Here is a 13,811-nt window from a genome sequence, read left to right as displayed (position 1 = left end):
CCGCAGGGGACAGTTCCCTCTCCCCTATGGGGAGAGGGTTAGGGTGAGGGGGAAAGACCGCCCCAGGCAGCTCCCTCTCCCTAATGAGGCGAGTGGGAAAAACCGCAGGGGACAGTTCCCTCTCCCCTATGGGGAGAGGGTTAGGGTGAGGGGGATGCCCGCACCAGCCCCGGTGCCTGCCACATCGATGTCGTCAGCCCGCTGTCCACCAGCCCGAGCTGGTCGGCATACACCGCCTGCCATTTCTGCATCATGCCGTCGTACAGCTCCCGGTGCGCCGGATTCGGGGTGAACTCCCGGCTCCACTTCACCAGCTTCTCGCCCGTCGCGGCCATGTCGGCATACAGCCCGGCACCGGTTCCGGCGGCAATGGCGCATCCCAGCGCGGTGGCTTCTTTCACCTCCGGCACCCGCACCGGCAGGCCGGTGACGTCGCTTAAAATCTGGCTCCACAGCGCCCCTTTCGCACCGCCGCCAGCAAACACCAGGCTGTCAAAATTGACGCCGGAAAACTGCGAGATCTGCGCCAGATTGCACGCCGAGACGATGGCCGCATTCTCTTCCAGGGCGCGGAACAGGGTGGCTTTATTGCACTTTTCCGGGTCGATGGAGAGGTTAATAAACGACGGCGCGGCGTGATACCACTGCTTAAAGTGCATCGCGTCAGAGAAGATCGGCATAACGCCGTGGGAGCCTGCCGGAACGCGGCTGGCCATCTCTTCCATCAGCGCATAAGTGTCCATCCCCATCCGCTCGGCGATCAGTTTCTCTTCGGCGCAAAAGGCGTCGCGGAACCAGCGCATCGTTAATCCCGTGAAGAAGCTGATCGACTCCGCCTGAGCCATGCCAGGGATAACGTGCGGGTTCACGCGGATGTTCATCTGCGGATCGGTACGCACCCGCGGCAGGTTGACGACCTGCTGCCAGAAGGTCCCGCCCAGCACCGCGGTTTGTCCGGCGCGGACCACCCCCAGTCCGAGGCAACCGAGTTGCACATCGCCGCCACCCATCACGACGGGCGTGCCTTCGCGCAGGCCGCTCTGCTGGGCGGCCGCTTTGGTGATGGCCCCCAGCACAGTACCGGTCTCTTTAACAGGGGAGAGGATGTCAGCCCGCAACCCGGCCATATCCAGCAGCGCCGGACGCCAGTCGCGGGAAAACAGATCTAACATGCCGGTGGTGCCAGCATTAGAAGGATCGACGGCCAGCTCGCCCGACAGTTTCGCCGCCAGCCAGTCGCTGATCATGGTGATGGTTGCCGCTTTGCGGTAGATATCCGGGCGATGGTGCGCCAGCCACAGCAGGCGCGGCATGGCGCTCAGGGCCAGGGTCTGGCCGGACACGTCATACACTTCGGACTCAAAACGGAAGTCGTGGATCTCTTTCAGCTCGGCCACTTCACGGCTGGCGCGGGCATCAACGTTGGCGCAGGCCCAGATCGCCTCGCCGTTGCGGTCATACAGGACGATGCCTTCGCGCATTGAGCAGCAGGCGACAGACTGGATATCCGCCGCGCTCAGCTGCGCCCGATCGAGCGCCTGGTGAATGCACTGGCAGGCCAGCCGCCAGTTGGTGTCGAGGTCAAACTCCATCGAGCCGGGGACGTTCTCCACGCTCAGGTGTTTCCACTCCGCCTGGCCAACGGCAATCTGGTTGCCGGATAAGTCGAAAATCACGGCGCGAACGCTGCCTGTCCCTGCATCTAACGCTAAAAGGTAACTCATGAGCTTGCCTCGTGTCAGGCGCAGGGCGGCTCTTATTTCGCCAGAGCCAGCACCGCGCGGGCTGTCGTCTCTTCCGTCACCAGGCCATTGATACGGCGACCGTTCAGTGCGGCATAAATCGCATCGGCTTTCTCTTCTCCTCCGGCGACGCCGACAATGACGGGCAGTTGTGCCAGTTCATCGAGGGTGACGCCCAGTAATTCCCGGTGGATCTCCAGCTCATCAATCCGCTCGCCGTCGGCATTGAGGAAATAACCCAGGATGTCGCCCACCGCCCCTTTACGGGCAAACATCAGCTGTTCGCCTTCGCTGATATAGCCGGATCGCAGTATGGTGGCGTCCCGGCGCTGGTTCACCGCGCCAATCCCGACCACGGCCACGTCGGCGGCGGTGGCAGCGAGGATCACATCCCGCACGCTGGTTTCCCGCTTTAAAATGCCAGCCACTTCCGGCGATGACACCCGCAGCGGGGCGGGGATCATGCTGATACTGCAGGCGGCATCCAGCTGGCCAATACCGGTCATGTAAGGCCCGACGCCGCCGGAAAGCGTTACCAGCCGCACCTGCTGAGAGCTGATAAAACCGCTTAAGTGCTGAATGCAGCTCATGGTGGTTTCACCAAATCCCACCGCCAGCAACTGACCGGGTTCCAGTACGCCCATTAACGACTGCGCGGCGCCAATGCCTAAGCGCACGCTCATCGGCGGGGTGTTCAGGGCTGGCAGCACGCGGGCAAGCCGCAGGCCGAAGCGCTGCTGAAGCTCGGTCTCCAGCGCCAGACAGCCTTCGTAGCGGGAGTTGATCTGCACGCGGATCACCCCGGACTGTCGGCCCTTTTCCAGCAGCCGCGAAATCTTGAGCCGCGGTAATCCCAGCCGTTCGCCGATATCGTTCTGCGTCAGGCCGTCGTGGTAGTAGCACCACGCCACGCGCGCGACCAGTTCCTCTTCCGTCAGTGCCAGTCCGGCAAATCGTCCCTCTTCGGCAACGCGTTTCTCGCCCATATTTGAACTCTTATCAAAATTTAGATCATATGTTCGCCTCGCCGCAGGTTGAATCTGTGAGCCACGCGGCAAAACGGATATTCAGGAATGTTTCAGCATTATCGGGATCCCATCCGTAAAACTGTGATCCCTGCACGGTTGTAAATATAGTTCACCGTCTACGCTTTTGAACATTATTAATTTCAAAAATCATTTGTTCAATGGCGGAGCGATAATGACAGCACTTATCGAGGCGCGCGGGATCCAGAAACAGTTTTCCGGCGTTCCTGTATTGAAAAACATTGATTTCACTCTGCTTGCAGGACAGGTGCACGCCCTGATGGGCGGCAACGGCGCGGGGAAATCGACCCTGATGAAGATCGTCGCCGGCGTCGAAACCCCCGACCGCGGTGAACTTGCTATCGCCGGGCAGCCTTTTGCTCGCCTCAAGCCGGGGCAGGCGCACCAGCTGGGCATCTATCTGGTGCCGCAGGAGCCGATGCTGTTTCCGAATCTCAGCGTGCGGGAAAACATCCTTTTCCGTTTACCACGCGGGCAGGCCACCGGCCAGCGCCTTGCCGATAAGCTGGAACAGCTCCAGTGCCAGCTCAATTTAGAGGCCGCTGCCAGCACGCTGGAGGTGGCGGATCAGCAGATGGTGGAGATCCTGCGGGGGCTGATGCGCGAGGCGAAAATCCTGATCCTCGATGAACCGACCGCCTCGCTGACCCCGGGTGAAACGGAGCGCCTGTTTCGCCAGATCCGCGCCTTACAGGCCACGGGGGTTGGCATCGTCTTTATCTCCCACAAACTGCCAGAAATCCGCCAGCTCGCCAGCCACGTCTCGGTGATGCGCGACGGGGCCATCGTGCTGAGTGGCGAAACCGCGCAGTTTGATGACAACGCGCTGATCGCCGCGATGACTCCGGTCAGCCGCGATCAGGGCCTGAGCGATACGCAAAAATTGTGGCTGGCGCTGCCGGGCAATCGCCGCACCCAGGCCCAGGATTTCCCGGTGCTGCGGGTGGAGAGCCTTACCGGAGAAGGGTTTATCGATCTCAGCCTTGAGATCTACGCCGGGGAGATCGTCGGCCTGGCCGGGCTGGTGGGATCCGGGCGCACCGAGTTTGCCGAAACGCTGTACGGCCTGCGCCCGCCGCGTGGAGGGAAGATCTGGCTCGAAAACCAGCAGATCGACACCGATCCGGTAAGCACCCGGCTGGAGAAAGGGCTGGTCTATCTGCCGGAGGACAGGCAGGTGTCCGGCCTGTTCCTTGATGCGCCGGTACGCTGGAACACGGTGGCGCTGAACGAACCCTCGCTCTGGCAGCAGCGTAAACGCGAGGCCGCAGTCGTGGAGCGTTATCACCGCGCGCTGGGGATCAAACTCAACGGCCCGGATCAGACGGTGCGCACCTTGTCGGGCGGCAATCAGCAGAAGGTGCTGCTGGCGCGCTGTCTGGAGGCCAATCCGCTGCTGCTGATCGTCGATGAACCGACCCGCGGGGTGGATGTCTCGGCCCGGGCCGATATCTACCAGCTCATCAAAAGCGTGGCGGCGCAAAACGTGGCGGTGCTGATGATCTCCAGCGACATGGATGAGTTCCCGGGTCTGGCGGATCGGGTGCTGGTCATGCATCAGGGGGTGCTCAGCGGAGAACTGCCGCGCCACGCCGTCACTCTTGACCGGATGATGGCCCTGGCCTTCGGAGGACAGGCATGAAAACACTGCTCAAAAACCGCGAACTGAGTGCATTGCTGGCGATCCTGGCCCTGTTTGTGGTGCTGGTGGCCCTTAACCCGGCCTATCTCAGTTTGCAGACGCTGGGGATGATCTTTGCCAGCGCGCAAATCCTGATCCTGCTGGCGCTCGGCGCCGGGCTGGTAATGCTGACCCGTAACATCGACGTGTCGGTCGGCTCCATCGTTGGGCTGTGCGCCATAGCCGTTGGTGTGGCGCTAAATAACGGCTACGGCCTGCCGGTGGCCATTTTGTTTGCGCTGGCTATCGGGGCGGTGGCGGGTGCCTTCAACGGCCTGCTGGTGGTGGGGCTGCGCATTCCGGCGATTGTCGCCACCCTCGGCACGCTGGGGCTATGGCGTGGGGCGATGCTGTTGTGGACGGGCGGGAAGTGGATAGAAGGGTTGCCGTCGAGCCTGAAATCTCTGTCGGAGCCGGTTGCTCTTGGTATATCGCCGCTCGGCATTGTGGTACTGGTCATTGCCGCTCTCGGCGCGTGGACCCTGTCGCGCACCGCCTTTGGCCGCGATTTTTACGCCGTCGGGGATAACCTCGCAGCGGCCCGCCAGTTAGGCGTGGCGGTCAACCGTACCCGAATGGCGGCCTTTACCCTCAACGGCGTGCTGGCGGCCTGCGCCGGGATTGTGTTTGCCGCGCAGATTGGCTTTGTACCCAATCAGACCGGCAGCGGGCTGGAGATGAAGGCCATCGCCGCCTGCGTGCTCGGGGGTATTTCTCTGCTCGGCGGTACGGGCACGTTAATCGGCGCGCTGCTGGGCGCTTTCTTCCTGACCCAAATCGACACCGTGCTGGTGCTGTTCCGCCTCCCGGCCTGGTGGAACGACTTTATCGCCGGATTAGTGCTGCTGGGGGTGCTGGTGCTCGACGGACGGTTACGCCAGGCGCTGGCTCGTCATCAGCGGGCGCTGAAGTACAGCCGCTTCCAGCCGGGCAACAAAGGGGGGAAGCACGTCACCCCGTTTCGCAAACGCAACAAAGAGGTGGCGTAGATGAAGCTTAACTGGGAGTGGGCGCTGCTGCTGTTACTGGTGCTGGAGATCCTGCTGTTTGGCACCCTCAATCCGCGGATGCTCGACATCAATATGCTGCTGTTCAGCACCAGCGACTTTATCTGCATCGGCATTGTGGCGCTGCCGCTGACGTTGGTGATCATCAGCGGTGGGATTGATATCTCGCTCGGCTCCACCATCGGCCTGTGCGCCATCGCGTTGGGGGTGATGATGCAGTCCGGCGTGCCGATGGCGGCGGCGATCCCGCTCACATTGCTGCTCGGGCTGCTGTGTGGCCTGTTCAACGCGGCGCTGATCCACTACACCGGCATCAGCCCGCTGGTGATCACCCTCGGCACGCTGTACCTGTACGGCGGCGGGGCGCTGCTGCTCTCGGGAATGGCAGGAGCAACCGGCTACGAAGGGATTGGCGGCTTCCCGGAGAGCTTCACCGCCTTTGCCAATCTGACGCTGCTGGGGCTGCCGATCCCCCTGGTGCTGTTCGCGGTGATCACTTTCTTCTTCTGGCTGATCGTCCATCGCGGGCGTTTTGGCCGCCACCTGTTTCTGATTGGACAAAACCCGCGCGCGGCGCGCTATGCCGCGTTATCGGTCAACGGCATGCCCTATGCGCTGTATGGCCTGGTGGGCGTGGCCTCGGCCATCGCCGCCCTGGTGATGGTCTCCTATTTCGGCTCGGCGCGTTCTGATTTAGGGCGCGACCTGCTGATGCCCGCGCTTACCGCCGCGGTGCTCGGCGGGGCGAATATCTATGGCGGTTCAGGTTCGGTTGTGGGTACGGCACTGGCGGCGTTGCTGGTGGGGTACTTACAGCAGGGGTTACAGATGGTCGGCATTCCCAACCAGGTGTCGAGCGCGCTGTCAGGGGCGCTGCTGGTTGTGGTGGTCATGGGGCGTTCGCTGAGTTTGCACCGTGAATGGGTGCGTTCTCTTCTCACAAAAAATACCCGGAGCGTAAGATGAAAATAAAACTGATAGTGCTGGCCGTGGCGTTAAGCGTGGCGACGGCGCAGGCGGCGGATCGCATCGCGTTTATCCCGAAACTGGTGGGGGTCGGCTTCTTTACCAGCGGCGGTAACGGCGCGAAAGAGGCGGGTAAAGAGCTGGGAACCGACGTCACCTACGATGGCCCGACCGAGCCGAGCGTCTCCGGGCAGGTGCAACTGATCAATAACTTCGTCAACCAGGGCTATAACGCCATTATTGTTTCGGCGGTCTCCCCCGACGGCCTCTGTCCGGCCCTGAAACGCGCCATGCAGCGCGGGGTCAAAGTGCTGACCTGGGACTCCGACACCAAACCAGAGTGCCGCAGCATCTACATCAACCAGGGCACCCCGGAACAGCTTGGCGGCCTGCTGGTGGATATGGCCTCGAAGCAGGTGACCAAACCGGCCGCCAAAGTGGCGTTCTTCTACTCCAGCCCGACCGTGACCGACCAGAACCAGTGGGTGAAAGAGGCGAAAGCCAAAATCGCCAAAGATCATCCTCAGTGGCAGATCGTCACCACCCAGTTTGGCTATAACGATGCCACCAAATCCTTGCAGACCGCCGAAGGGATCTTAAAAGCCTACCCGGATCTGGATGCGATCATCGCCCCGGACGCCAACGCCCTGCCAGCGGCAGCCCAGGCCGCCGAGAACCTGAAGCGCGAAGGGGTGGCGATTGTTGGTTTCAGTACGCCTAACGTGATGCGCCCGTACGTAGAGCGCGGCACGGTGAAAGCCTTCGGCCTGTGGGACGTGGTGCAACAGGGCAAAATTGCGGTCAATGTCGCCGATCGTTTGCTGAAAAAAGGCGATCTTAACGTGGGTGACAGCGTGGAGGTCAAAGATATCGGTGCCCTGAAGGTCGAGCCAAACAGCGTGCAGGGCTATCAGTATGAAGCGAAAGGCAATGGCATTGTGCTGCTGCCGGAGCGGGTGGTGTTCACCAAAGAGAACATCAATAACTACGATTTCTGACAGGGGGGAACATGGCTGATTTAGACGACATCAAAGAGGGTAAGAACTTTGGCCTCGACCGACCGCAGCAGAATGTGCCCTTTACGCTGAAGGGCTGTGGGGCGCTGGACTGGGGGATGCAGTCGCGGCTGGCGCGCATCTTCAACCCCGCCAGCAATCGCACGGTCATGCTGGCTTTCGATCATGGCTACTTTCAGGGGCCGACCACCGGGCTGGAACGCATCGATCTCTCCATTGCGCCGCTGTTTGCCGAAACCGACGTGCTGATGTGTACCCGCGGCATTCTGCGTAGCACCGTGCCGCCCGCGACCAACAAGCCGGTGGTACTGCGTGCTTCGGGTGGCAACTCGATGCTCGGGGAGCTTTCCAACGAGTGCGTGGCGGTGGCGATGGAGGATGCCCTGCGCCTGAACGTCTGCGCGGTGGCGGCGCAGGTCTATATCGGCAGCGAATATGAGCACCAGTCGATCAACAACATCATCAAGCTGGTGGATGCGGGCAACCGCTACGGCATCCCAACCCTGGCGGTGACCGGGGTCGGTAAAGAGATGGCCCGGGATGCGCGCTACTTTTCGCTTGCCAGCCGCATCGCCGCCGAGATGGGGGCGCAGTTCGTCAAAACCTATTTTGTGGAAGAGGGCTTCGAAAAAGTGACTGCCAGCTGTCCGGTGCCGATTGTTATCGCCGGGGGCAAAAAACTGCCGGAACACGAGGCGCTGGAGATGTGTTTCCGCGCCATCGACCAGGGGGCGTCAGGCGTGGACATGGGGCGCAATATCTTCCAGTCCAGTGCCCCGCTGGCGATGCTGAAGGCGGTGAAGAAGGTGGTACACGAGAAGATGAGCGCCCGCGAGGCGTATCAGTTCTGGCAGGAGGAAAAACAGGGAGAAACACAATGAACGTGACGTTAGTGGAGATCAACATTAAACCGGATCGGGTGGACGAGTTTCTGGAGGTGTTTCGTGCCAACCATGAAGGGGCGATCCGGGAGCCGGGCAACCTGCGTTTCGACGTGCTTCAGGATCCGCGGGTAAAAACCCGGTTCTTTATCTACGAAGCTTACAAAGATGAAGAGGCGGTGCTGGCGCATAAGCAGACCCCGCATTACAAGGCGTGCGTGGAGAAGCTTGAAGATCTGATGTCTGAGCCGCGTAAAAAACGCTGTTTTGTCGGGTTGATGCCAGAGTAGGGATTGTGCGGCCTGGTGCCCGGTGGCGCTATGCTTACCGGGCCTACAGACCCCTGCAAATCACCCAGGCCGGGCAAGCGCTGCGCCGCCCGGCATTTTTCAGGCCAGTTCCAGCAGCTGAACCCGCGCTGTTGCCCCCGGCATCAGGCGCTGCAGATGACTGACCAGCTCATCCCCGGCCGCTTCCAGCGCCGCTAACGGCATTGCGGGCAGGCTTTCAAGAATAAACCACATGGTCTGCGCCTGGCTGTCCAGCCGGGTGCGTACCCCCTGTCGCCAGTTCCAGCGTCGGCAGGTCACCCCCACGTCATCGCGCCAGATAACCTCACCCGCATCGGGATACTCCACGTCCGGCTGCCCCTCTTTGACGGTGTCAAAAGGCTCGCTACCGTCGGCCAGCGTCAGGCGCGGTGCGCCGGTGTAGGCGGCAAGATTCTCTCCGCCCACCGGAATGGCGTAGCGGATGCTGACTGCATTGTAGATATCCACCACCGGATCGAGTGAAGGCAGCGTGCCCTCTTTCAGGACCCGCTTGCGCAGGGCGCTGGCGGAGCAGGGAGTGCGTTTCGGTTTCGCACCAAAGGCTTTGAATGCCGCATCCCAGGCAGCGAGATGGGCCTCCGCCCAGGGAAAATCATCGTTCAACATCTGCTGGCAGGCCTGGGCTAACGCGGCAGAGGCCACATCGGGTGCGGTAACGGGCGCGGCTTCGACCACGATGCTCAGCGCGCGGAACCCCGGCGCGATCCCGGCCAGACGGGGATCTATTGACGGCGTGAGGAGGGACATAAATAATCCTGTATCGACTGTTTTATACCATGGTAATGACCAGTGACCGATAAAGTCAATATAATGACCGAACAGGGCGCAGACGTCGCCCGGGTAAGCCTGGCGGTGGCGAACCGTATCCGCAACTGGCGGAAAGAGAAAAAGCTGTCGCTGGATGAGCTGTCGCGCCGGGCCAGCGTCAGCAAGGGGATGCTGGTAGAGATCGAAAAAGGGGCCGCCAACCCCAGCATTGCGATCCTCTGCAAGCTGGCGGCGGCGCTCGGCGTGTCGGTGGCCGATATCGTCAATGTCGCCAGCGAGCCGCAGGTACATATTATCGAGGAAGCAGCGATCCCGGTGCTCTGGCAGGGTGAGAAGGGCGGCAGCGCCCGGCTACTGGCGGGTACGGCTGGCCCGGATATGATCGAACTCTGGCGCTGGGAGATGCAGCCGGGCGAAAGCTTCAGCTCGCCCGGCCATCCCGCAGGCACCTTTGAGCTGCTCCATGTGGAAGCAGGGGTATTAACGCTGAAGATAGAGGAAAGCGTAACCCAGGTGGTTGCAGGGGCGTCGGCAGTGGCAAAAACTGACGCGGCGCACAGCTATGCAAACCAGGGGGAAAGCGTGGTGCGATTCACCATGACCGTGGCGGAGTTTCACCGGTAAAAAAATGCCCGGTAGCGCTTCGCTTACCGGGCCGACAGTCGCATTGGGAACAGAAGGCCGGGCAAGCGCAGCGCCGCCCGGCGTCTCTTATGCTTCTGCCACACTCACCCGCAAGGCGGCCAGCGCCTGACGGGCCGCTTTCAGCACCAGCTCACACTGCTCAATGGTCAGCGTCAGCGGCGGTTCAATGCGAATGGTCTTCGAGTTGTTGAGCGTGCCTGCCACCAGGACCCGCTGGCGGAACATCTCACTCGCGAAGCTGTAGCCGGTTTCGTTATCGACAAACTCAATCGCCATCAGCATCCCTTTGCCGCGCGCGTCCTGCACCAGGTCCGGGTATTCACGTCCCAGCTGGCGGAAGCCATCCAACAGCATGTCGCCTTTCTGCTCCGCCTGGGCGGGCAGGTTCTCCTCCAGCAGCACGTTAATGGTCGCCAGCGCCGCGGCGCAGGCCAGCGGGTTGCCGCCAAAGGTGGTGGTGTGCAGGAAAGGATTGTCGAACAGCACCGAGAACACCTCTTCGGTGGCGACCGTGGCGCCGATTGGCATCACGCCGCCACCCAGCGCTTTGGCCAGACAGAGGATGTCCGGTTGCACGTTCTCGTGCTCGCAGGCAAACATCTTGCCGGTACGCCCCATGCCGGTCTGCACTTCATCCAGAATCAGCAGCGCGCCAAACTCATCGCACAGCTGACGCACCGCGGGCAGGTAGCCCGCTGGCGGCAGGATCACCCCCCCTTCGCCCTGGATAGGCTCGAGGATCACCGCCGCCACGTCGTCGCCGGTTTTACGGCATTCAGAAAGCGCGGAGCGCATGGCGTTGATGTCGCCGAACGGCACGTGACGGAAGCCCGGCAGCAGCGGCATAAAGGGTTTACGGAAGGCAGATTTTGCCGTTGCAGAGAGCGCACCTAACGACTTGCCGTGGAAGGCGCCGCTGGTGGCAATAAACGTGAATTTCCCGCGCGGCGACTGGTAGGCTTTGGCGAGTTTGATCGCCGCTTCTACCGATTCCGTGCCGCTGTTACAGAAGAAACTGTATTTGAGTTTACCCGGCGTCAGTGCCGCCAGCGTTTTTGCCAGCATCGCCCGCAGGGGATCCAGCAGTTCCTGGCTATGAAGGGGTTGTTTTGCAAGCTGATTTTGTACGGCGGAAACCACTACTGGATTACGGTGCCCCACGTTGAAAATACCAAATCCACCCAGGCAATCTACAAACTCTTGTCCCTGAGTGTCGACAAGCGTATTAAGACTTCCCGCCTGCCACTCTACGGCTCCGTAATCCCCGCCTGCTGTTACAGATTTTCTGTATTCCAAAAACCCGGGATTCACATGTTCTTTGAAGTAATCAATCACCTCGCGGTTAAGTTGTTTCATCTCCTCATGATCAAGCGTTCGCTTCTCAATGAGATTCAGTGCGTGCGCGGTACAGGCAAGAGCCGATGCGCTGGAGGGTAACCTGTTCAAGATGTGCTCCCGGGAATGGCGTATCACATGATACTGGATTAAGTATTGCAGGCTTTGCGCCACATCCGGTGAGGGGGCAAAAATCGGGATAAACGCCAGGTTAAAATAATGTTACACAATATTTAATCATGCGAAACGGGGTTTCAGCGACAACGCGACGGATTTTTGCCATATCAGAATGCGCTTTTGTAGTGCATTCGCCCTGTTTTAGTGCGAAAGGGCGTCGGACAGGCGGAGTGGACGATCCTCCTTTGGGAGTAGTTTCACAGCGAAACCATTTAATATCAATACATTAGGGAAACACACAAAAAATGCGGTTTAGTTGCGTTTTGCGATCTGAGGCATGTTTAACAACTAAAGATAAAACCATTAACGCCGAAAAAACGTTAAGTCAAAAAAATAACATTCAAGTAACCTGCAAGGGATGCCTATGTCGCCTCAACAATTTGTCACACAGTGTGAGTACCCACTGAAAGATGACACCACACTCATGTCCACCACCGATCTGCACAGCTACATTACCCAGGCCAATGACACCTTTGTCCAGGTGAGTGGTTACTCTCTGGATGAACTGGTGGGCCAGCCGCACAACCTCGTTCGCCACCCTGACATGCCAAAAGCCGCCTTCGCCGATATGTGGTACACCCTGCAACAGGGCGAACCCTGGAGCGGCATCGTGAAAAACCTGCGGAAAAATGGCGATCATTACTGGGTGCGCGCGAACGCGGTGCCGATGGTGCGCAACGGCCAGACCACCGGCTATATGTCCATCCGCGTGAAAGCCACCCCGGACGAGATTGCCGCCGTCGAACCTCTCTATAAGGCACTCAACGAAGGGCGCAGCAAAAAACGGGTGCATAAAGGGCTGGTAGTAGCGAAAGGCTGGACCGGCAAGCTGCCCGCGATGCCGCTGCGCTGGCGGGTACGTAGCGTGATGGCCGCGCTCTTCCTGGTGCTCGCAGGCGCGCTGTTCGCCACCGGCGCGAGCTGGACGGCGCTGGGCGTCAGCGCGTTGGTCATGCTGCTGGGAACCCTGCTGTTTGAGCAGCAGATTGTGCGTCCGGTCGAAAACGTCGCCCGTCAGGCGCTGAAGGTGGCGACCGGCGAGCGTAATAGCGTTGAACATCTTAACCGCAGCGACGAGCTGGGGCTGACCCTGCGCGCCGTCGGGCAACTCGGGCTGATGTGCCGCTGGCTGATCAATGATGTCTCCAGCCAGGTCATTAATGTGCGTGACGGCAGCGACCAGCTGGCGAAGGGGAATGATGACCTTAACGATCGTACCCACCAGACGGTATCGAACGTGAAGCAGACCGTTGAGACGATGAATCAGCTGGCAATGACGGTGCAGAACAACACCCGTACCGCCGTCGATGCCGATAAGCTCTCCATTGCCGCCAGCGATGCGGCCACCCAGGGCGGGCACGCGATGCAAACCGTGGTGAACACCATGGACGAAATTGCCGACAGCACCCAGCGTATCGGCTCTATCACCAAGCTGATTAACGACATCGCTTTCCAGACTAACATCCTGGCGCTGAATGCGGCCGTGGAAGCGGCCAGAGCGGGCGAGCAGGGGAAAGGCTTTGCCGTGGTCGCCGGGGAAGTGCGCCATCTGGCCAGCCGCAGCGCCAGTGCCGCCAACGATATCCGCAAGCTCATCGACGCCAGCGCCAGCAAAGTGATGTCGGGTTCCGAGCAGGTACATGCCGCCGGACGCACGATGGACGATATCGTGGAGAAGGTACAGAACGTCACCCGGCTGATCGCCGAGATCAGCCACTCGACGTCGGAGCAGGCCTCCGGGCTGTCGGAGCTGACCCGCGCCGTGGCCGAGCTGGACTCTATTACCCAGAAAAACGCAGCGCTGGTTGAAACGAGCGCCCAGGTCTCTGCGATGGTGAAACACCGGGCGAAACGTCTGGAAGATGCCGTTACCGTGCTTCACTGAGTCAGTAACGTTCCAGAAAAGCCGTTTGCTCCCGCCGGAGTGAGCGGCTTTTTTATTTGTTAATTTGTAATTATTTATATGGCTGAGTGTTAATTTAATATTAAATAATTAAAAAAACAGATCTGGTAATTATCCCCGCCTGCGTTAGTTTTCCCCAATGAGACGTCAAAAATACCGCTTCAGAGGGTTATATAACGATCGATGAGCAGAAATTAATAGTCTGCGCCTATCCATAGTTTCTTTCACGAAAGAAAAAAGCGATCAAACTCATAAAGTTAGCCCTAAAGTTACCGATAACGCTGATCGTCTGAGAAATAATCACATCGATGG

At 60.0% G+C, this 13,811-nt stretch carries 12 protein-coding genes; 8 read left to right on the top strand and 4 right to left on the bottom strand.

Annotated elements, in window-relative coordinates:
* Window positions 1-140 precede the first annotated feature (140 nt).
* Both lsrK and lsrR read right to left on the bottom strand, forming a co-directional pair.
* On the bottom strand, window positions 141-1,724 hold the full coding sequence (gene lsrK / locus ACF8PE_RS05065; protein ID WP_032614302.1) for an autoinducer-2 kinase: 1,584 nt from the start codon (window positions 1,722-1,724) through the stop codon (window positions 141-143).
* Between the two features lie 32 nt (window positions 1,725-1,756).
* Complete coding sequence (gene lsrR, locus ACF8PE_RS05060) at window positions 1,757-2,728, bottom strand: transcriptional regulator LsrR (RefSeq protein WP_032614299.1); 972 nt, start codon at window positions 2,726-2,728, stop codon at window positions 1,757-1,759.
* A gap of 214 nt (window positions 2,729-2,942) precedes the next feature.
* On the opposite strand from lsrR, the gene lsrA reads away from it, so the two are divergent.
* The 6 genes from lsrA to lsrG are packed head-to-tail and all read left to right on the top strand — an operon-like array spanning window position 2,943 to window position 8,629.
* Window positions 2,943-4,430 carry an autoinducer 2 ABC transporter ATP-binding protein LsrA gene (gene lsrA / locus ACF8PE_RS05055; RefSeq protein ID WP_059307134.1) on the top strand — a complete coding sequence of 496 codons (1,488 nt, stop codon included), beginning with the start codon at window positions 2,943-2,945 and terminating at the stop codon, window positions 4,428-4,430.
* Window positions 4,427-5,458, top strand: coding sequence for an autoinducer 2 ABC transporter permease LsrC (lsrC, locus tag ACF8PE_RS05050; RefSeq protein WP_077226331.1), 1,032 nt, complete (start codon window positions 4,427-4,429; stop codon window positions 5,456-5,458). The genes lsrA and lsrC overlap by 4 nt, the downstream gene beginning before the upstream one ends.
* The gene (lsrD, locus tag ACF8PE_RS05045) at window positions 5,459-6,442 is read left to right on the top strand and encodes an autoinducer 2 ABC transporter permease LsrD (protein ID WP_077226332.1); all 984 of its coding nucleotides are present in this window, start codon (window positions 5,459-5,461) and stop codon (window positions 6,440-6,442) included.
* On the top strand, window positions 6,439-7,440 hold the full coding sequence (lsrB, locus tag ACF8PE_RS05040; RefSeq protein WP_059307137.1) for an autoinducer 2 ABC transporter substrate-binding protein LsrB: 1,002 nt from the start codon (window positions 6,439-6,441) through the stop codon (window positions 7,438-7,440). The genes lsrD and lsrB overlap by 4 nt, the downstream gene beginning before the upstream one ends.
* 11 nt (window positions 7,441-7,451) lie before the next feature.
* The gene (gene lsrF / locus ACF8PE_RS05035; protein ID WP_032614286.1) at window positions 7,452-8,339 is read left to right on the top strand and encodes a 3-hydroxy-5-phosphonooxypentane-2,4-dione thiolase; all 888 of its coding nucleotides are present in this window, start codon (window positions 7,452-7,454) and stop codon (window positions 8,337-8,339) included.
* The gene (gene lsrG, locus ACF8PE_RS05030; RefSeq protein WP_032614283.1) at window positions 8,336-8,629 is read left to right on the top strand and encodes a (4S)-4-hydroxy-5-phosphonooxypentane-2,3-dione isomerase; all 294 of its coding nucleotides are present in this window, start codon (window positions 8,336-8,338) and stop codon (window positions 8,627-8,629) included. Before lsrF ends, lsrG begins: the two co-directional genes overlap by 4 nt.
* Before the next feature lie 99 nt (window positions 8,630-8,728).
* On the opposite strand, the gene ACF8PE_RS05025 is transcribed toward lsrG, so the two are convergent.
* Window positions 8,729-9,418, bottom strand: coding sequence for a B3/4 domain-containing protein (locus ACF8PE_RS05025; protein WP_032614281.1), 690 nt, complete (start codon window positions 9,416-9,418; stop codon window positions 8,729-8,731).
* Between the two features lie 63 nt (window positions 9,419-9,481).
* On the opposite strand from ACF8PE_RS05025, the gene ACF8PE_RS05020 reads away from it, so the two are divergent.
* A complete protein-coding gene (locus ACF8PE_RS05020; protein WP_032614621.1) occupies window positions 9,482-10,063 on the top strand; it encodes a helix-turn-helix domain-containing protein in 582 nt (193 codons plus the stop codon).
* Between the two features lie 87 nt (window positions 10,064-10,150).
* Here ACF8PE_RS05020 and ygjG read toward each other — a convergent pair whose 3' ends face one another.
* Window positions 10,151-11,530, bottom strand: coding sequence for a putrescine aminotransferase (gene ygjG / locus ACF8PE_RS05015; RefSeq protein ID WP_032614279.1), 1,380 nt, complete (start codon window positions 11,528-11,530; stop codon window positions 10,151-10,153).
* Window positions 11,531-11,960: 430 nt separating this feature from the next.
* Here ygjG and ACF8PE_RS05010 point away from each other — a divergent pair, with 430 nt between their 5' ends.
* Window positions 11,961-13,481, top strand: a complete 1,521-nt coding sequence (locus ACF8PE_RS05010; protein ID WP_144883269.1) for a PAS domain-containing methyl-accepting chemotaxis protein — start codon at window positions 11,961-11,963, stop codon at window positions 13,479-13,481.
* Window positions 13,482-13,811 lie beyond the last annotated feature (330 nt).

This window comes from Leclercia sp. GLN_9 (assembly GCF_043105735.1).
Classification (GTDB): Bacteria; Pseudomonadota; Gammaproteobacteria; order Enterobacterales; family Enterobacteriaceae; genus Enterobacter; species Enterobacter adecarboxylatus.
This window is presented reverse-complemented; position numbering and strand designations above follow the sequence as displayed.

Bases quoted from the DNA above. Each gene is read 5' to 3' on its own strand.
- lsrK (WP_032614302.1), bottom strand. From the start codon at position 1,724: ATGAGTTACCTTTTAGCGTTAGATGCAGGGACAGGCAGCGTTCGCGCC.
- lsrR (WP_032614299.1), bottom strand. From the start codon at position 2,728: ATGGGCGAGAAACGCGTTGCCGAAGAGGGACGATTTGCCGGACTGGCA.
- lsrA (WP_059307134.1), top strand. From the start codon at position 2,943: ATGACAGCACTTATCGAGGCGCGCGGGATCCAGAAACAGTTTTCCGGC.
- lsrC (WP_077226331.1), top strand. From the start codon at position 4,427: ATGAAAACACTGCTCAAAAACCGCGAACTGAGTGCATTGCTGGCGATC.
- lsrD (WP_077226332.1), top strand. From the start codon at position 5,459: ATGAAGCTTAACTGGGAGTGGGCGCTGCTGCTGTTACTGGTGCTGGAG.
- lsrB (WP_059307137.1), top strand. From the start codon at position 6,439: ATGAAAATAAAACTGATAGTGCTGGCCGTGGCGTTAAGCGTGGCGACG.
- lsrF (WP_032614286.1), top strand. From the start codon at position 7,452: ATGGCTGATTTAGACGACATCAAAGAGGGTAAGAACTTTGGCCTCGAC.
- lsrG (WP_032614283.1), top strand. From the start codon at position 8,336: ATGAACGTGACGTTAGTGGAGATCAACATTAAACCGGATCGGGTGGAC.
- ACF8PE_RS05025 (WP_032614281.1), bottom strand. From the start codon at position 9,418: ATGTCCCTCCTCACGCCGTCAATAGATCCCCGTCTGGCCGGGATCGCG.
- ACF8PE_RS05020 (WP_032614621.1), top strand. From the start codon at position 9,482: ATGACCGAACAGGGCGCAGACGTCGCCCGGGTAAGCCTGGCGGTGGCG.
- ACF8PE_RS05010 (WP_144883269.1), top strand. From the start codon at position 11,961: ATGTCGCCTCAACAATTTGTCACACAGTGTGAGTACCCACTGAAAGAT.